We start from the raw sequence: 18766 nt of genomic DNA, 5'->3' as shown, positions 1-18766 counted from the left end.
GGGTCAGCCGGCGGAGGCCGCCTCGCGGCGCTCCGCCGGGCGCCGGCCGTCCAGCAGGATCTGCGCGACGGCGGACGCCAGGTCGAGGGACTGGCGGGCGTTGAGCCGCGGGTCGCAGGCGGTGCTGTAGCGGGCCGGCAGGTCCTCGTCGCGCAGGCCCTGCGAGCCGCCGAGGCATTCGGTGACGTCGTCGCCGGTGAATTCCAGGTGCAGGCCGCCCGCGTGGCTTCCCAGGGCCGCGTGGACGTCGAGGAAGCCCCGGGTCTCGGCGAGGATCGTGTCGAGGTGCCGGGTCTTGTAACCGGTCGCCGACAGGCGGGTGTTGCCGTGCATGGGGTCGCACAGCCAGATCACCGGGTGGCCGGCCGCGGCGACCGCCTCGACCAGTGGCGGCAGCGCCTCGGCGACCCGGTCCGCGCCCATCCGGCTGATCAGCGTGAGCCGGCCCGGAGTCCGGTGCGGGTCGAGGGCGTCGGCGTAACCCAGCACCTCGGCGGGCGTGGTGGCAGGACCCACCTTGACGCCCACCGGGTTGGCCAGGCCCCGGGCCAGCTCGATGTGCGCCCCGTCGAGGCGGCGGGTGCGCTCGCCGATCCACAGGAAGTGGCCGGACAGGCCGTATCGCGTACCGTCCACCGCCTGCCGAACGAGAGGCACTTCGTAGTCCAGGAGCAACGCCTCGTGGCTGGCGAACAGTTCGGTGTCGGCATCGGCCGCGACCGCCGCCATGACGTCCAGCGTCGCCACCGCGTCGGCGCGGGCGCGCAGCATCCGGTCCGGGTCGGGGGTGCGGGCGGCGGCGGTGGGGCTGGTGGAGTTGACGATGTCGCCACGGTAGGCGGGCAGCCCCGCGGCGTCGGTCGGGCTGGAGCGCGGCTTGGCGTACTGCCCTGCCATCCGGCCCACCGGCACCACGGGCAGCCCGGAGCCGACCTCCAGCAGCGTCGCGGTGTGCAGCAGCGTCCGCAGGTTGGCCCTGATGTGCGCGGGTGTGTTGCCCGCGAAGGTCTCGGCGCAGTCGCCGCCCTGGAGCAGCAGGGCGCGCCCGAGCGCGACCTCGGCCAGCCGCTCCCGCAGCCGGTCGACGCCTTCCGGGGCGACGGGGGCGGGGAGCGCCCGCAGTGTCCGGCGCACGGCCCGCACGCGGGACGGGTCGGGCCACTGCGGCTGTTGGGCGGCCGGCGACCGCACGGCGGCCGAGGTTACCTGGGTCGGCTGCGTCATCTGCGTCATCCCGTCTTCCTCAGGTTGGCCCACAGATCCGCGGGCAGGTCCTTGCGGCGGCGGATGCCGAGTTTGCGGTACACCCGGGTCAGGTGCTGCTCGACGGTGCTCGGTGTGACGTAGAGCTTGATCGCGATCTCCCGGTTGGTGTAGCCGAGGACGGCGAGCGAGGCGACCCGGCGCTCGGAGTCGGTGAGGACGCCGATGCCGTCCATGCCGTCCGCCATCGACTCGGCCCCGCCCAGGTCGGCGGAGACCGAGAGCAACTCCTGCGCCAGCGGCTTCATGTCGCACATGTTCGCCACGTGCAGCGCTTGCCGCAGCAGCAGCCTGGCCCGGCGCTTGTCGTTGTTGGCCTGGTGGGCGCGGCTGAGGTCGGCCAGCACCCGGACCTGTTCGAAGCGGTCGCCCGATGCCTCGGCCAGGTCGATCGCCTCGGTGAGCAGCGGCAGCCGGCGCCCGGGGGGGCCGGCCGCGGCCAGCAGCCGCAGCGCGGGGCCGCGGGTGCTCGACCCGTCGACGCCGGGTCGGCCCAGCTGCTCGTGGATCAGCCGCCGGGCCTGGTCCTTGTTGTCCAGCCGCAGCCATGCTTCGGCGGCGTTGACGCGCCACGGCAGCAGTCCGGCCCCGTCCAGGCCCCATTCCCGCAGCAGTTCGCCGCAGGACAGGAAGTCGGCGAGCGCGGCATGGCTGTGCCGGGTGGCCAGGTAGTGGTGGCCCCGGGCGTAGAGGTAGTGGAGCCCGTACTGGCTCTGGAACATCGCGTCGCTCACCGCGTGGGTGAGCTGCTTGGCCGCCTCCTCGTGCTCCCCGGTGCGGGTGGCGGCCAGGATGAGGGTGCCCAGCGGGAGGCCTGCCGCGATGCCCCAGCCCTTGGGCGTGAGGTGGCTGAGCGCAGCCCTGCAGTGCTCGGTCGCGCGGGCCAGATCGCCCTGCCGGGCGGCCACTTCACCGCGGGCGGCGGCGTAGACGGCCCGCGCCGTGCGGGAGTCGCGGGCCTCGGCGTCCCGCAGCAGCCGTTCGCTCCAGGCCGCGGCCGAGGTCAGCCGGTCGGCCTGGACCAGGACCCGCAGCGCCAGCAGCGCGGACTCCTCCGCCCACGGGCTCCTGCGGTGCAGGTGCTGGTCACGCAGCACCTCCTCGGCCCGGTCCGCGCTCACCGCCGCGCGGCCCCTGGCCAGTGCGTCGGCGAGCGCCGCCGCCGCCTGCAGCTGCGGGTCGGTGCCGGGGGCAACCATGGCGTGGCGCAGGTCTGCGGGCAGCGCGGGGGTACGCCGGCCGCGGGCCAGCGCCGGATGCGTGTACGCCAGCCACACCTCGGCGTCCCGCAGCGCGGCGGCCTCCCCGAGGCTGCCGGGGTTGGCGGCGCCCGCCCTGGCACGCAGCAGGTCAAGTACGGTCAGCGCCTCGTCGGTGCGCCCGTACCACAGCAGCTGGCGTACGAGCACGAGTCCGGCCGCCGTGTCGAGGTGGCCGGCCCGCGCCGCGGCGGTCAGCGGCGCCAGGTGCCGGGCCGCGGCGGACGGGTCGAGCTGCCACTCGGCGCGGGCCAGCCGGGACCGGAGTACCGCTCGGGTGGGCTCGTCGCCCGCGGCCCGGTGAGCCAGCCGCAGGCAGTCCGCGGCGAGCTGCGCCCGGTCGTCGAGCAGCGCGTGCTCGGCGGCTTCCGACAGTACGGCCGCCGCCCAGGGGGCCTGTGTCTGGTCGTCGGCCGCCGGGCCGGGAGCCTGTCCCCTGGCCCGGGCCGCCTCGATGAGGTGCCGTGCCACCGCGGGCGCACCGGCGCCGCGGTCGTAGCGAAGCCGTGCCGCGCGCAGGTGCAGGGCGGAGCGCTCCGCGGCCGTCAGGTCGTCCAGGACCGCGGCCCTGGCGGCCGGGTGCCGGAAGCGTCCGGCGAGCAGCAGGTCGGCGGCGTCCAGCGCCCGCAGTGCCTCGCGGGCTGACCCGGTGCCGTCGGGGCCGCCGACCAACTGCTCGACCTCGGTGCCGTCGGTGTCGTCGCCGAGCACCGCGAGCGCCCTGACGACGTCGAGCATGGTCGGTTCCGCCCTGTGCAGGCTGCCGAGCAGCGCGAGCGCATAGCCCTGCCCGGGGGCGTCGCCGGTGTGCCGGTGGTCGTCCGCCAGGGCCTGCAGCAGCAGCGGATTGCCGCCGGCCGCCGCGAGGATCGACGCTCCGGACCTGCGGGCGTTCTCCTCGCCGAGACCGCGGGTGACCAGCTGCTGGGCGCCGGCGGCGGTCAGCGGTGCCAGCCGGAGCCGGTCGACGTGCTGGTGCCCGGACAGTTCGGCGCGGAATCGGCGGTGCGCGGGCCACAGCACCGTCTCGTCGGTCATCACCAGCAGCACCGCGGCCTGCGGCAGCCGGCGCACCAGATGCAGCAGGAACTGCTGCGAGGCACGGTCGGCGTTGCGCAGGTCGTCGACGGTGATGACCAGCGGGGTGTCCGCGGCGAGCGCGAGCAGGGCCTGCGTCACCTCGTGGCAGGCGCGGACCAGGTCCGGCGGCCGGTGCGGGCCGCCGTCGGCGACAAGGCCGGCGGGGACGCCACCGAGGGTGTCGAGCAGCCCGGCCAGCGGTTCTGCGTGCTGCGGCGGCCAACCGGGGCTGCGCAGGAGCTGGTTGACGACGCCGAACGGCAGCAGGCGCTCGGCGGGGGAACAACTGGCGGCGAGGACGAGGAGATCGCGCTGCTCCGCCTGCTCGGCGAAGGTCCGCAGCAATTCGGTCCTCCCGCTGCCGACCGGGCCTTCGACGAGGACCGCGTGTCCGGTCCGCGTGAGACATCCGGTGAGCAGCCTGTCCAGGTGGGTGATGTGCTCGTCCCGTTCCACCAGCGAAACCACTCGACACTCCCAAGGCGTCATGATCCTGAGCCGCGTGCTGTGCCGGCCTCGGGCGGCGGTGTGCGATGTGGAAGTGATAATCGCCGCCCGTCGGCCCGTTCCCATCATCAGGGGGCGGCACCCACTGGCCGGGAACCGCGCGCCCACGATCCCCCCACTCGGACTGCCCGGCCCGCGCACCGCACCGCCGTAAACCCCGGTCCGCCGGGGCCGATCCCCCTAAGCTCGCCGGTTCACCTCCCGCCGAGGGCCGTCTCGCACACACGATCGGCACCAACAGCCGCCCGTAACGGCAGGGGAAGGACCCCGACACATGCCCAACCGCCGCCAGTTCGTCACCGGAACCGCCGCCGCGGCGCTCGGTGCCGCCGCATTGCCGCGCAGCGACGCATCCGCCGCCCAGGCCTCCTTCAGGACCACACCGGAACGGGGCGGACCGCGGACCGCACAACCCGCGACCGGCACGAACCTGACCAAATTCCGCGATCCGCTACGCATACCCCCGGTGATCAGACCGACCGCGTCGACGAGTTCGGTCACCATCCGCCAGCTGGCCACCACCGTGCAGTACCACTCGGAGCTGCCGCCGACGCCCGTGTGGGCGTACGAGGGATCCGTGCCCGGGCCGACCATCGACGTGCGCAGCGGCCAGCGGATCAGGGTGGCCTGGGAGAACCGGATCAGCGGCAGCTTCCCGGCCACCGCCATCGCGGTGCCCTTCACCGGCCTGGACTCGCTGCTCGCCCCGGGCCGCGGCAGCGCCACGCCCGACCCGGCGGTGGCCGCGCTGCCGGCCTGGAACGTGGTGCATCTGCACGGCTCGGTCACCGGCGGCGGCAACGACGGCTGGACGGAGAACGGCGTCTCGCCGGGACAGGCGCAGCTGTCGGAGTATCCCAACGCCCAGCGCTCGACCTCGCTGTGGTACCACGACCACGCCAACGGCATCACCGCCTTCAACGTCTTCGCCGGCCTGGCAGGGCAGTACCTGATCAGGGACGCGGAGGAGGACGCGCTCAAGCTGCCGTCGGGCAGTCGCGAGGTGCCGCTGATCATCGCCGACCGCAACATCGACACCGACGCCTCGGGCGTCCCCAACGGCCGGCTGCTGCACCGCATCGGCTACATCGACGGGGGCGACGCCGACCACCCGAGCCGGCTCAGCCTGCCCTTCATCGGCCCCTACAACGTCGTCAACGGCGTCATCTGGCCGTACGTCCCGGTGGACGCCCGCTGGTGGCGCTTCCGGGTACTGAACGCGGCCAACACCCGCGAGTACACCCTGGAGTTGCGGCTGGAGCACGCTGACGGCACGCTGACGCCGGTGCCGGGGGCGCTGGTGCAGATCGGCGGCGACCAGGGCCTGCTGCCCGCGCCTGTCCACCTCGACGCGCTGACGCTGGGGGCGGCCGAACGCGCCGACGTGCTCATCAACTTCGGGGCGTTCCCGGGTGCGCGGCTGCGGCTGATCGACACCAACACCAGCGGTGTCTCGCCGCTGGGACCCGAGGTGCTGCAGTTCAGGGTCGGTCCCGCGCCGTCCACCGACACCTTCACCCTGCCCGCGGTGCTGTCACCGTCCTTCCGGCGGCTGACCCCGGCCGACATCCCCGCCGACCACGTCGAGCGGTGGATCGCGTTCTCCACCGACGACGGGACACCGCTGGGGCACCCGGAGATCTGGGAGCTGTCCCCCACCCCGGCCGGCTACCTGCCGCAGAACGGCGAACGGCTGGTGACCGTCACCGGCAGGGACGGCGTCGCGCGGTCATTCCGCAGGAGCGCCCATACCTTCGAGGACCCGGTGGGCTTCTTCGTCGCCAAGGACGGGTGGGAGGTGTGGAATTTCGTCCACCTCACCGGACCCGGGCATCCCGCGCACATCCACCTGGTGGGCTTCCAGGCCTTCGGCCGGGACATCTACGACGTCTCCGCCACCACCGACACCGGCTCCGACGTGGTGCGCTGGACCGCGGCCTACCGCGCCCCCGGGGTGCTCGGCCCCGAGGAGCAGGGCTGGAAGGACACCGTCAGGGTCGAACCGCTGCAAGCGGTGACGCTGGCCGGGCAGTTCACCGGGGCCACCGGCCGCTACCTTTACCACTGCCACATCCTGGAGCACGAGGACGAGGGCATGATGCGGCCGTTCGTGGTGGCCCCGAAGGAGGTGCTGGCCCGGATGGGCCAGCACAGCGCCCACCAGCACTGATCCGGCCGCGTGTTGCGGCGGGCGCGGCCGGCGGCTCAGCCGGCCGCGCCCGACAGGCTGTGCAGGCAGGCGATCAGGCTGCGCGCCTCGACGTTGACGTAGTGGCTGTGGCGCAGCAGGCCCACCAGTTGGTGCAGGGTCAGCCAGCGGAAGTCGGCGCCCGGGTCCTCGGCGTGGCCCGGGTCGGTCTCGATGACCAGGTAGCGGTTGCGCGCGTGGTAGAACCGACCGCCCTCCTCGGACAGCAGGCTGTCGTAGCGGATCGCCTCCGGCGGCGCCGCGAGCACCTCGTCGAGGAAGCGCGGCCGGGCCGCCGCGGGCAGCCAGGAGTAGTTGCCGGGAGTGGCCTGTACAGTCGGCGCCAGCTCGGTGACGTCGAGGTAGCCGGGCTGGACCCGGGCATGCACCAGGGCGTGCAGCACTCCGTCGACCCGCTTGACCAGGAAGGCGTTCACGCCGATTCCGATCGGCTCGACCATCGGCTGGCACCAGCTGCCGATCTCCCGGTGGCCGGCCCGCACGCTGATGCCCATCACGTTGAAGAACAGCCCCGACTCGTGCGACACGGTGCCTCCGGCGCGCACCCAGCCCTCGACGTCGCGGAGCGGCACGGTGCCGGCCCGCACCTCCTGCCGCGTCCTGGTCTCGGTGATCCAGCTGAGGATCGCCCCGGTGCTCAGCAGACCGCCGGCGTCGTCACTGCACGAGCGCAGCAGCGCGTTGCGGAAGTCCTGCCCCGGGAAGGGGAAGGAGGCCGCGAGCCCGGCACCGGAGAAGGGCAGGCAGGACAGCACCGTTCTGGCGTCCATGTTCACCACCGCGTCCCTGGCCAGCAGCAGATGGATCTGCCCGAGGGTGAACCAGGCGAATCCGTCGAGGACTTCGACGTCCTCCTCGGTCTCCACGACGATGTTGCGGTTGCGCTTCTGGAAGAACCAGGCACCCTGCTCCGACTGCAGCACATCAGCGACGACCCGGTGCCGGCCGGCGGCCCGCCCGGAGCCGCTCCCGGAGTCGCGGAAATACTCCAGGTAGGGCACCGGATTTCCGCGGTGCACCTGCGTGTAGTTGCTGCGGGTCGCCTGCACGGTGGGCGATATCTCGACACCGTCGAAATTCCCCGGTTCGTTCTTCGCCTGCATCAGGAAATGCAGGATGCCGTCGAACTCCTTCGCGAGAATTCCGAGGATTCCGATCTCCGGCTGGTTGACGACCGGCTGGGTCCAGGCCGGCACGGCGGCCCCGCCGACCTGCGCGGAAAGCCCTTCGATGCGGAAGAACTTCCCGGTGTCGTGCACGATGTTCCCGGTGCCGGGATCGGTGTGCCAGCGCTCCAGGTCGTCGAGCGGCACCCGTTCCACGGCTGCCACATCGGTCCTGCGGCGTTCGGCGAGCCAGGCCTGCAACTCCGCGAGGCTCGCCACCCCCGAGGTGGCGAGCGCCGATTCGGTGATCCGCACGGCGGTGAGCCGGTCCGCGGTCGGCGTGGTCAGGATGCCGGACATCGAGCCTCCAAGAGAAGCCGGACAATGTCGCCCACTATGCCTGCGGCGGCATTTCCGAAGTCCGCGGAAAAGTAAACTGAGGGGCCGTTTAGGGGGGTGGCGCCGGGTTTCACCGCAGCCGGGAGGGGGTTGACCTGCCTGGAATTCCCTTCTTACCTTCGATGTCGTCCGGTACACCCCGGACGCATCGGCCAGGGGAAATCCGGAGGTCAAGCAGTGGGCACGGAACGCCTGAGTCTGCAGGAAAGCCGTTCTGCGAGCGGCTCCCCGGCGCGACGCCTGCGGATCGGCGTGGTCGGGTGTGCGGGAATCGCCTGGCGGCGCATGCTGCCGGCGCTGACCGCGAACCCCGACGTGACGCTGGCCGCCGTCGCCAGCAGGGACGCGGACAAGGCACGGGTCTTCACCGACCGCTTCGGCGGCGAGCCGGTCGCCGGCTACGACCGGCTGCTTGCGCGCGACGACCTGGACGCGGTCTACGTACCGCTGCCTGCGCTGCTGCACGCCGAGTGGATCGAGCGGGCGCTGCTGGCCGGCAAGCATGTGCTCTCGGAGAAGCCGCTGGCGGCGACGTACGGGGAAGCCGCCGCGCTGGTCGCGCTCGCCGAGGCGCGCGGCCTGGTGCTGCTGGAGAGCTTCATGTTCCTGTGCCACCCGCAGCACGCCCGGGTGCGGGAACTGGTCGCCGAGGGTGTCATCGGCGAACTGCGCACCCTCACAGCCGAGTTCGCGTTCCCCTCCAAGGGCTACGGCGACATTCGCTGGCGGCCGGACATCGGCGGCGGCGCGCTCACGGACATCGGTGTCTACCCGGTACGCACCGCGCTGCTGCACCTCGGCCCCGAGGTCGAGGTGGTCGGCGCCGCGCTGGACGTCGACCGGGAGCGGGCGGTGGACACCGCGGGCGCCGCGCTGGTCACCGGGCCCGGCGGCGTCACCGGCCAGCTCAGCTGGGGCATGCGGCACGCGTACCGCTCGCAGTACGCCCTGTGGGGCAGCGCGGGCCGGATCTCCGTGCAGTGGGCGTACACCCCGCCGCCCACCCACCAGCCGGTGATCAGAATCGAGCAGCAGAGCCGCGTCGAGGAGCTGACGCTGCCCGCCGAGGACCAGTTCGCCCGGGTGGTGGCGGCGTTCGTCGCCCGGATCCGGCACGGCGAACCCTCGGGACTCGAAGGCGAGTCCGTGCTCCGCCAGGCCCAACTCGTCGACCGGGTACGGGAGCTGGCGCTCCTGCTGCCCGACGGCCGACCCCGTGAGCGGATGGGATCAGTATGAGCGCGACCGACAAGGACCTGATACTCGAACTCGTCCGCAAATACCACCGCGAGGAGGAGGCGCAGCAGGAGTTCGTCCCCGGGCGTACCCCGATCCTGCCCTCCGGCGCCGTCTTCGACGAGGACGACCGGGCGGCGCTGGTGGAGGCCGCGCTGCTGATGCGGATCGCCGCGGGACCGGCCGCGACGCTCTTCGAGCGGAAATTCGGCAAGCTGCTCGGCCGCCGCAAGGCGCATCTGACCAACTCCGGCTCCTCGGCGAACCTGCTGGCGCTGACCGCGCTCACCCAGCCGGAGACCGGCAAGCGGCGGCTGCGGCCGGGGGACGAGATCATCACCGTCGCGGCCGGCTTCCCGACCACCGTGAACCCGATCGTGCAGAACGGCCTCGTGCCCGTCATGGTCGACGTGGACCTGCGCACGTACAACACCACGGCGGACCGGGTGGCCGAGGCCATCGGGCCGCGCACCCGGGGCATCATGATCGCCCACGCGCTGGGCAACCCCTTCCCCGCCGCCGAGGTCAGGCAGCTCGCCGACGAGCACGGTCTGCACTTCGTGGAGGACAACTGCGACGCGGTCGGCTCGACCTACGCCGGCAGGCCCACCGGCAGCTTCGGCGACCTGGCCACCGCCAGCTTCTATCCGGCGCACCACCTCACCATGGGCGAGGGCGGGTGCGTGGTCACCGACAGGGTCGCGCTGGCGAAGATCGTCGAGTCGCTGCGCGACTGGGGCCGGGACTGCTGGTGCGAGCCGGCCGCCAGCGACACCTGCAACAAGCGCTTCGGACACCAGCTGGGCGGACTGCCCTTCGGCTACGACCACAAGTACACGTTCTCCCGGGTGGGTTACAACCTCAAGGGCACCGATCTGCAGGCCGCGCTCGGCCTTTCCCAGCTGGACAAACTCCCCGAGTTCGGGGCGGCGCGGCGGCGCAACTGGCAGCGGCTGCGCGAAGGGCTCGACGGCGTACGCGGGCTGCTGCTGCCCGAGCCGACGCCCGGCAGCGACCCGAGCTGGTTCGGCTTCGTGCTCACCGTCGCCGAGGACGCACCCTTCACCCGGTCGGAGATCATCGCCCACCTGGAGTCACGGAAGATCGGCACCCGGATGCTCTTCTCCGGCAACCTGGTGCGCCAACCGGCGTACCGAGAGGTCAATTTCCGGGTCGTCGGCGATCTGCGGAACAGCGACGCCATCACCGAGCGGACCTTCTGGATCGGCGTCTACCCGGGCATCACCGGTGAGATGACCGACTACATGACGGCGACCATCCGCGACTTCACCGCCGGCCGCCGCTGAGGCCGCCGGCCGCGCACCGCCCGAAGTGAGGGCGGATACAGGGGGGTGCTCAGGGGGTCGCAGCGGCCCCGGCACCGAAAGACTTTTCCGGGATGGCAGGCAGGGCCGGCAGGCAGGCCGTCCGCCACAACCCACCGACCCCGTATCGCACCCGCACCGCATCCCACCGCACCGCACTCGCACCGCACCGCACCGCACCGCACCGCACCGATCAGGAGAGGCCGTGACACTGCGCCCCGATTCCGCGCCGAGCCCGGCGTCCGCGCCGGACGCGGGCACCGGCGCAGAAGGCCGCCCCGCCGCCACCGCGCAGGCGGCCACCGGCGTCCGGGTGCCCGACCTGGCCGACCTGGCCGACCTGCCCGCCCTGCCCGGTGCCGCTCCGGACGCGGGCGGCGAGGACGGTGGCCAGGCCCGGGACCGGGGCGTGTGGCGGCGCGGGTGGAGGGCCGCGGCCGGCGAGCGGGTCGCCTTCGTCGTGCGGCGGCCGGGCCTGGTGGTCGCCGTCGGGTGGCTGCTGGCGGTCGTCGCCGCCGGCGCCGCGCCCCGGCTGTTCAGCTCGCGCGACCCGCTGGGCGTCGATCCGGCGATCAAGCTGCACGGCCCGTCGGGGGCGCATCCGCTCGGCACCGACGCGCTCGGGCGCGACCTCTACACCCGCCTGGTGCACGGCACCGGGATCTCGTTGCTGTCGGCGTTGACCGCGACAGCTGTCGGCCTGCTGGCCGGTTCCGTGCTCGGGCTGCTCGCCGGGTTCCTCCGGGGGGCCGCCGACCTGCTGATCATGCGGATCGTCGACATGCTGCTGTCGATCCCCGCGCTGCTGCTCTCCCTCGCGCTGATCGCCGCGCTCGGCCCCGGCACCCGCAACGCGGCGCTCGCGGTCGGCGTGACCAGCATCGCCACCTGCGCGCGCATCATGCGGTCCGAGGTGTTGCGGATCCGGGAGAGCCGCTACGTGGACGCCGCCCGCTCCAGCGGCGCCCGCTGGCCCCGCGTGCTGCTGCGGCACGTGCTGCCCAACGCTCTCGGCCCGGTGTGGGCACTGGCGGCACTGGAGTTCGCCGGTGCCATCCTCGCGGTCTCCGCGCTGAGCTTCCTCGGCTACGGCGTCCAGCCGCCCACCCCCGAGTGGGGCTCACTGGTCTCCGAGGGCCGTGACTCGCTGCGGGTCGCCTGGTGGCTGACCACCTTCCCGGGGCTGGCCGTGGCCGCGACGGTGGTCGCCGCGAACCGCCTGTCGAGGGCCTTCGACGGTGAACGGAGCATCCAGCGATGAACCTCCCGCCCCCCGAGGGTGCTTCCTACGCCGCCGGCCGCCCGCGCCCCGGCAGCGCGTCGTCCCCGGGATCAGGCTCCCCGGCCGGCGGCGCCCCGCGCCCGGTCACCGCACCGGGCCGGCAGCTGGGCGACGGCGGACCGCTGCTCGTCGTCGACGACCTCGCCGTCGACTACCGGCTGCGGCGTGGCCGGCTCGCCGCGGTGCGCGGAGTGAGCCTGAGCGTCGCCGCGGGCGAGACGGTCGCCGTGGTCGGCGAGTCCGGTTCCGGTAAGTCGACCACCGCGCACGCCGTGCTCGGGCTGCTGCCCGAGGCGGCGCGCATCGGCGGCGGCCGGATCACCTTCGACGGCCGGGAACTGACCGGCCTCGGCGAGCGCCGTAGGCGCGCGCTGCGCGGCCGGGACATCGCACTGGTCCCGCAGGACCCGGGCACCGCGCTGAACCCGGTGTGGCGGGTGGGCAGGCAGGTCGCGGAGGCACTGACCGTGCACGGGCTCGCCGACCGCCGCAGCGCGCCGGCCGCCGCGCTCCGGCTGCTCGCGGACGCGGGCGTACCCGACCCGGAACGGCGGGCCCACCAGTATCCGCACGAGCTGTCCGGCGGGCTGCGCCAACGCGTGCTCATCGCCATCGCGATCGCCGCCAGGCCCCGGCTGATCGTCGCGGACGAGCCGACCAGCGCCCTCGACGTGATCGTGCAGCGCCAGATCCTCGATCACTTCGGCGAGTTGACCCGCGCGTCAGGCGCGGGGGTACTGCTGATCACCCATGACCTGGGCGTCGCGGCGGAACGTGCCGACCGCATCGTGGTGATGGCGCACGGCGAGGTCGTCGAGGAGGGCCCGGCAGAAACTGTGGTGAGTGCCCCGACGCACCCGTACACCCGGCAACTGATCGCCGCGGCACCGTCGTTCGCGACGTCACGGCGTCCGGTGGCGGTCCGGGACCGCACCCCCGCCCCGGACGGTGCGAAGCGGGCGGACACGCCGGTCGCTGCCCGGGCCGTGGAGCTGGTCAAGGACTTCCGCCTGCCGCGCACCGCGGAGGCGCTGCGTGCGGTGGACGGCGTCAGCTTCGATGTGCCGCGGGGCGAGACCTACGCGCTGGTCGGCGAGTCGGGGTCAGGCAAGTCCACCGTCGCCCGGCTGCTGCTGCGGCTCGCCGAGCCCACCGCGGGCCGGGTCCACATCGGTGGCGCGGACGTCACCGACCTGCACGGCCGTGCGCTGCGCCCGCTGCGCAGGCGCGCCCAGCTCGTCTACCAGAACCCGTACGAATCGCTGAACCCGCGGATGACCGTGGCCCGTATCGTCCAGGACCCGCTGGCCGCGCACGGCGTCGGCACCCGGCGGGAACGTGCCGCGAGGGCAGCCGAGCTGGTCGACCTGGTGGCGCTGCCGGCGGCCGTACTCGGCCGCAGGCCCGCGGAGTTGTCCGGCGGGCAGCGGCAGCGGGTCGCGATCGCGCGGGCACTGGCGCTGGGCCCCGACCTGCTGGTGTGCGACGAACCGGTGTCCGCGCTGGATGTCTCCGTCCAGGCGCAGATCCTCGACCTGCTCGCCGATCTGCAGCAACGGCTGGGCCTGAGCTATCTGTTCATCTCCCACGACCTGGCCGTGGTGCGGCAGATCGCGCACCACGTCGGCGTGATGCTCCGGGGGCGGCTCGTGGAGAGCGGCCCCGCGGACGAGGTGCTCGGCTGTCCGAGCCACCCGTACACCCAGGCACTGCTGGCCGCCGTTCCCGGTGCGCCCGCGGGCAGTGCCCGGTCCTGAAGCACGACCCTCCGAACCCTTCTGCACGACCCCCGTTCTTTCGCGCACCCGCATGCGGTGCCACCGCAAGGAGAGACCGAACCATGAATACCAGGGCACACAGATCCCGGACCGCGCTCGCCGCGGCCACCGTCACCGCGGCACTGCTGCTCGCCGCCTGCGGTGGCTCGGGCGACGGCGCGAGCGGGGGCGGCACCGGCGCGAAGGGCGGCGGCAAAGCCCGGCAGGGCGGCACGCTGACCATCGCGCTGCAGTCCCCCGCGCAGAGCGCCAACCCGCGCGCCTTCACCGACACCGCGGCGGTCTACGTCAACCGGCAGATCTTCGACTCCCTGGTCGACCAGGACCCGGCCACCGGCAAGATCCTGCCGTGGCTGGCGAAGTCCTGGGAGGTCAACGCCACCGCGACCCAGTTCACCTTCCACCTGCGCGCCGGTGTGACCTTCTCCGACGGCACCCCGCTGACCGCGCAGGTCGTGAAGGCCAACTTCGACGACATCCTCGCCAACAAGGCCAAGCTCAACCCGGGGATCGTGCCCGCGGTGCAGGCACTCACCGGCGCGAAGGCCACCGACGCGCAGACCGTCACCCTCACCTTCGCCAAGCCGCACGCGTCCTTCCTGGTGGAGGCCGCCCGGGTGGGCCTGTCCATCGAGGCGCCGGCGACGCTGGCGCTGCCGTGGGACAAGCGGGTCGACAAGGTCATCGGCTCGGGTCCCTTCGTGCTGGACTCCTTCGCCCCCGGCCAGATCTCGCTGCACAAGCGCACCGGCTACGCATGGGCCGCCGACAGCCTGCACCACACCGGGGCGGCCTACCTCGACAAGGTCGTCTTCAAGGTGGTGCCGGAGTCCAGCGTCCGCACCGGCAGCCTGCAGTCGGGTCAGGTCAACGCGATCAGCGACGTCCCGGCCGCCGACATCCAGTCGGTGCGCGACGGCGGGCAGCAGGTGATCAGCACCCCCAACCCCGGCCTGGTGTGGGGGCTGGTGCCGATCGAGTCCCGCAACCCGCTGAACGACGCGAACGTCCGCAAGGCGCTCAACCTGGCCATCAACCGCCCCGAGGTGCGTGACGCGGTCCTCACCAAGGACTTCGCGGTCGCCACCAGCGTGCTCGCCCACACCACCCCCGGCTATGTGGACCTCGGTTCATCGCTGGCGTACGACCCCGCGCAGGCCGGCCAGTTGCTGGACGCGGCCGGCTGGACCCGTACCGGCGACGGCGTCCGGCAGAAGGACGGCAAGAAGCTCACTCTGGTCGCCGCGTGGTTCCGGGACTCCAGCTCCAACCAGAAGGCGCTGGAGCTGATCAAGGCGCAGCTCGCCAAGTCCGGGGTGGACCTGCAACTGCTCGAGCAGACGGGGCTGCAGATCCTCGACGGCCTGAAGAAGGAGAAGTACGACTTCTTCTGGACCAACGCCACCTCCGCCGACGGCGACGTCCTGCGCTCGTCCTTCTCCAGTGCACCGCCGAACTACTACCGCGTCCAGGACCAGCCCCTGCAGCCGCTGCTCGAGCAGCAGTTGGCGACCGGCGACCCGGCCGCCCGCAACAAGCTCCTCGCCCAGGCGCAGCAGCGGGTCGTGGCGCAGGCCGACTACCTGCCGGTCTTCGAGCAGACCACGGTGCTGGCCGCGGCCGGCAAGGTGCACGGCCTCTCGCTCGGCGCCGGCGCGGGCCTGGCCCCGCTGGCCGGCGTATGGCTGTCCTGACCGAATCAACCGTATCCACCAGGAGGTGACCACCGCCGTGCCGGTGCCACTCGACGCAGCAACCCGAGCTCTCTTCGACGGGCGCAACTTCCCCGTGGTCTCCACCCTCAGGGCGGACGGCAGCCCGCAGACGTCGGTGGTGTGGATCAAGCGCGACGGTGACACGCTCCTGTTCATCGCCCCCGCGGGTCGCGGCAAGACCGCCAATGTCGCCCGCGACCCGCGGGTCAGCGTGACCGTCTTCGACGCGCAGAACCCCTACCGGTCGGTGGAGTTGCGCGGCACCGCGCACCTGACCGACGACGACGTGAAACTGCTGTCCGACGAACTCTCCGTGAAGTACATCGGCGAGACACACGAGCAGACCGACGGCGTCGTGCGGGTCGTGGTGCGGGTGGTGCCCGACACCGTCATCGCCTTTCCCCGGCAGTGAACCCAAGGAGATCACCCATGCCGTCCCGGATCCTGGTCATCGACATCCCGTCCAACGGGCACCTCTTCCCCAAACTCGCGGTGGTCGCCGAACTGGTGGGCCGCGGCCACCACGTCACCTACGTCACCATCGAGGACTTCGCCGAGAAGGTCCGCGGCACCGGCGCCGAGGTACTCGCGTACGCGTCGGTCGACCCGCTGCGCAGCCTCGCCGGCGGGGACGTCACCCCCACCGAGGCCTTCTTCCGGGAGAACGTCGCGATCCTGCACGCGATCGAGGCGCACTACGGCGACGAGCGGCCGGACCTGATCGCGTACGACGAGGCGGCTTTCCAGGCCGGGCGGATCCTGCGGGAGGTGTGGGGACTGCCGGCCGTCCACCTGGCGCCGAGCTTCGTGTCGAACGCCCACTACTCGTACTTCGAGCGGATCTTCGCCCTCGCCCCCGACTTCCGTCTCACCGACCCGGTCGAGGAGATCAGCGCCTTCCTGGAGGGCTACGGCCTCGCCGAGAAGGTCCAGGACTTCCTGTGGACCAAGCGCGAGCCCGACGAGCTGACCATCGTCTTCATCCCGCGGCGGCTGCAGCCCGCCCACGAGACGTTCGGCGACCGCTTCGTCTTCATCGGGTCGAGCGTGGGCGAGCGCTCCTTCCTCGACGGCTGGCAGCCGTCGGGCGACGGCCTGCCCGTCGTGCTGATCTCGCTGGGCACCGTCAACAACCAGCACCTGGACTTCTTCAGGACCGCCGTCGAGGCCTTCCGCGACCAGCCGCTGCACGCGGTCATCTCGGTCGGCGACGGCGTCGACCCCGCGGATCTCGCCCCGCTGCCGCCCAACGTCGAGGTCCACCGCTGGGTGCGCCATCTCCACGTGCTCGAACACGCGGCCGCGTTCGTCACCCACGGCGGAACCGGCAGCCTGGCCGAGGCCCTGCACACTGGCACGCCCCTCGTCGTCGTGCCGCAGGGCGTCGACATCCTCCCCTACACCGAGCGGATCACCGAACTGGGCCTCGGCACTGTCCTGCCCCCCGGTGAGGTGACCGTGGACAGCCTGCGGGCCGCACTGCTCACCGTGACGCAGGACCAGGCGCTCGCCGCCACGGTCGCCGGATTCCGGCAGCACACCCATGAGTCGGGCGGTCCCCGCCGCGCGGCCGACGCGATCGAGAACTACCTCACACAGGAACAGCGATGAAATTCCTTCTGCTCCCCCACCTGCCCCGGCAGGACAAGCCCGACCACGTCCAGATCAGGGAGTTGGTGGACTACGCCGTCTTCGCCGAGGAACTGGGCTTCGACGGCTACGGCATCGGCGAGCGCCACGACCGGCCCGCGGTGTCCTCCGCGCCGCCGGTCATCCTCGCCCACATCGCCGCGAAGACCTCCGGCATTCGGCTGTTCACCGCCGTCACGACCCTCGGCATGCTCGACCCGCTACGCGCCTTCGAGGACTACTCGACGCTGGACAACATCTCCGGCGGCCGACTCGAACTGATCATCGGCAAGGGCGGATACCCCCGCTCAGCCCAGCTGTTCGACGTGACCCCCGAGACCCAGTGGGCCCGGCTGCAGGAGAACTACGCGATCTTCCGCCGGCTGTGGACAGAGGACAAGGTCACCTGGCAGGGCACGCTCTCCCGGCCGCTGACCGACGCCGAGCCGCTGCCGCGCCCGTACCAGAGGAACCTCCGGATCTGGCACGGCAGCGGCAGCAGCCTGGACTCCGCGGACTTCGCCGCCAGGAACGGCGACCCGATCTTCTCCTCCAACGGCAGCGGCCCGCTGAAGCGTTACGCCAAACTGATCCACCACTACCGCGAACGCTTCGCGGCCTACGGCCACGACCCGGCCGCCGCACTCGTCGGCGCCGGCACCGCGGGTTACTTCGCGGCCCGCACCTCGCAGGAGGCGGTCGCCAAATACACCCCGGCCTTCGAGGCGCGGCTCGCGATCAACAAGCGCTACGACGCCGGGTCGATCAGGTACGAGACGGTCGAGGAGTGGATCGAGCACAGCTCGGTGCTGGTGGGCAGCCCGCAACAGGTCATCGACAAGGTCCTGACCCAGCACGCCCAGTTCGGGCACGAGCTGCTGCACATCCACGTCGACGGCGACATCCTGGACCGAGCCGACTACCTGGACACGCTGGAGCTCTTCTTCGCCGAGATCGCCCCGGTCCTGCGCAGGGAACTGCCCAGCAGGCCGCTCGACGCGAACGGGAGCGCGTGACGGTATGAACGGCGTGAGCGGCATGCCGCGTTATCTGCTGTGGCGGGTCGGCCAGGCGCTGTTCGTGGTCTGGGCCGCGTTCACCATCTCCTTCGCGGTGCTCTACACCCTGCCGAGCGACCCGGTGGCGGTGATGGCGGGGCCCAACTCCGAACTCACCCCGGCCGAACTGGCTGCCATGCGGCACGACCTCGGCCTGGACCGGCCGGTGCTCACGCAGTATCTCTCCCAGCTCGGGCATCTGCTGCGCGGCGACCTCGGGCAGTCGATCCAGAGCCGGGAGCAGGTCTCGCACCTGATCGGGCAGGCCCTCCCCCCGACCGCGGCGATCACCGCCGCGGGCCTGGGGGCGGGCCTGCTGTGCGGCACCGCGCTCGCGCTGGCCACCTCACTGGTGCGGCAGCGGTGGGCTCGCGGCCTGCTGGACAGCCTGCCGCCGCTGGGAGTGTCGGTGCCGTCGTACTGGGTCGGACTGCTGCTGCTCCAGCAGTTCTCCTTCCACTGGCACCTCTTCCCGGCCATCGGCAACGAGGGCGCAGGCTCCATGGTGCTGCCGACCATCACCCTGGCGCTGCCCGTCGCCGCCGTCATCGCCCAACTCCTGGGCCGCAGCCTGGACGCGGCGCTGCGGGAGGGCTACGCCGACACCGCGCGCGCCAAGGGGGTGAGCCGGCTCGCGGTGCACGTCAGGCATGGACTGCGCAATGCGGTGCTGCCCGCGATGACGATGGTCGGCCTGCTGGTCGGCGGCATGCTGTCGGGGTCCGTGGTGGTCGAGACGGTCTTCTCCCGCGACGGGCTCGGCCGGCTGGCGACCACCGCGGTCAGCCAGCAGGACCTCCCGGTCGTCCAGGGGCTGGTGCTGCTGGGCGCGGCGGTCTTCGCGGCCGTCAACCTACTGGTGGACCTGCTCTACCCGGTGATCGACCCGCGGATCGTCCGGCAGTAGCGCCGGCTCGCCG

General features: G+C 72.5%; 13 protein-coding genes. 10 read left to right on the top strand and 3 right to left on the bottom strand.

What is annotated here, in order from left to right; all coding sequences use genetic code 11:
* Positions 1-3: 3 nt before the first annotated feature.
* Together BUE44_RS31710 and BUE44_RS31705 are read right to left on the bottom strand one after the other, a co-directional pair.
* Positions 4-1233, bottom strand: coding sequence for a 3-deoxy-7-phosphoheptulonate synthase (locus BUE44_RS31710; RefSeq protein ID WP_073502468.1), 1230 nt, complete (start codon positions 1231-1233; stop codon positions 4-6).
* A complete protein-coding gene (locus BUE44_RS31705) occupies positions 1230-4070 on the bottom strand; it encodes a helix-turn-helix transcriptional regulator (protein ID WP_200804583.1) in 2841 nt (946 codons plus the stop codon). Before BUE44_RS31705 ends, BUE44_RS31710 begins: the two co-directional genes overlap by 4 nt.
* Before the next feature lie 313 nt (positions 4071-4383).
* Here BUE44_RS31705 and BUE44_RS31700 point away from each other — a divergent pair, with 313 nt between their 5' ends.
* On the top strand, positions 4384-6279 hold the full coding sequence (locus BUE44_RS31700) for a multicopper oxidase family protein (protein WP_079190266.1): 1896 nt from the start codon (positions 4384-4386) through the stop codon (positions 6277-6279).
* Positions 6280-6314: 35 nt separating this feature from the next.
* Here the strand turns inward: BUE44_RS31700 and BUE44_RS31695 are convergent, their stop codons facing one another.
* Positions 6315-7784 carry an NDP-hexose 2,3-dehydratase family protein gene (locus tag BUE44_RS31695; protein ID WP_073502466.1) on the bottom strand — a complete coding sequence of 490 codons (1470 nt, stop codon included), beginning with the start codon at positions 7782-7784 and terminating at the stop codon, positions 6315-6317.
* Positions 7785-8000: 216 nt separating this feature from the next.
* Between BUE44_RS31695 and BUE44_RS31690 the strand changes: the two genes are divergently transcribed.
* From BUE44_RS31690 to BUE44_RS31650, 9 genes are all read left to right on the top strand, one after another.
* Positions 8001-9062 carry a Gfo/Idh/MocA family protein gene (locus BUE44_RS31690; protein WP_322940900.1) on the top strand — a complete coding sequence of 354 codons (1062 nt, stop codon included), beginning with the start codon at positions 8001-8003 and terminating at the stop codon, positions 9060-9062.
* Positions 9059-10366 carry a lipopolysaccharide biosynthesis protein RfbH gene (gene rfbH, locus BUE44_RS31685; protein ID WP_073502465.1) on the top strand — a complete coding sequence of 436 codons (1308 nt, stop codon included), beginning with the start codon at positions 9059-9061 and terminating at the stop codon, positions 10364-10366. Before BUE44_RS31690 ends, rfbH begins: the two co-directional genes overlap by 4 nt.
* Positions 10367-10589: 223 nt before the next feature.
* Complete coding sequence (locus tag BUE44_RS31680; protein WP_235002662.1) at positions 10590-11645, top strand: ABC transporter permease; 1056 nt, start codon at positions 10590-10592, stop codon at positions 11643-11645.
* Positions 11642-13423 carry a dipeptide ABC transporter ATP-binding protein gene (locus BUE44_RS31675; protein WP_079190264.1) on the top strand — a complete coding sequence of 594 codons (1782 nt, stop codon included), beginning with the start codon at positions 11642-11644 and terminating at the stop codon, positions 13421-13423. The genes BUE44_RS31680 and BUE44_RS31675 overlap by 4 nt, the downstream gene beginning before the upstream one ends.
* An 83-nt stretch (positions 13424-13506) precedes the next feature.
* Positions 13507-15138, top strand: coding sequence for an ABC transporter substrate-binding protein (locus tag BUE44_RS31670; protein WP_073502464.1), 1632 nt, complete (start codon positions 13507-13509; stop codon positions 15136-15138).
* Positions 15139-15163: 25 nt separating this feature from the next.
* The gene (locus BUE44_RS31665; RefSeq protein ID WP_235002661.1) at positions 15164-15571 is read left to right on the top strand and encodes a PPOX class F420-dependent oxidoreductase; all 408 of its coding nucleotides are present in this window, start codon (positions 15164-15166) and stop codon (positions 15569-15571) included.
* A gap of 17 nt (positions 15572-15588) precedes the next feature.
* Entirely contained in the window at positions 15589-16770 is a 1182-nt protein-coding gene (locus BUE44_RS31660) for a macrolide family glycosyltransferase (RefSeq protein ID WP_073502463.1), read from the top strand.
* Positions 16767-17804, top strand: coding sequence for an LLM class flavin-dependent oxidoreductase (locus BUE44_RS31655; protein WP_073502462.1), 1038 nt, complete (start codon positions 16767-16769; stop codon positions 17802-17804). Before BUE44_RS31660 ends, BUE44_RS31655 begins: the two co-directional genes overlap by 4 nt.
* A gap of 4 nt (positions 17805-17808) precedes the next feature.
* Positions 17809-18753, top strand: a complete 945-nt coding sequence (locus BUE44_RS31650; protein WP_235002659.1) for an ABC transporter permease — start codon at positions 17809-17811, stop codon at positions 18751-18753.
* Positions 18754-18766 lie beyond the last annotated feature (13 nt).

It is taken from the genome of Actinacidiphila paucisporea (assembly GCF_900142575.1).
Taxonomy (GTDB): Bacteria; Actinomycetota; Actinomycetes; order Streptomycetales; family Streptomycetaceae; genus Actinacidiphila; species Actinacidiphila paucisporea.
The sequence above is the reverse complement of the archived record's forward strand: the minus strand, read 5'-3'. Positions and strand labels throughout refer to the sequence as shown.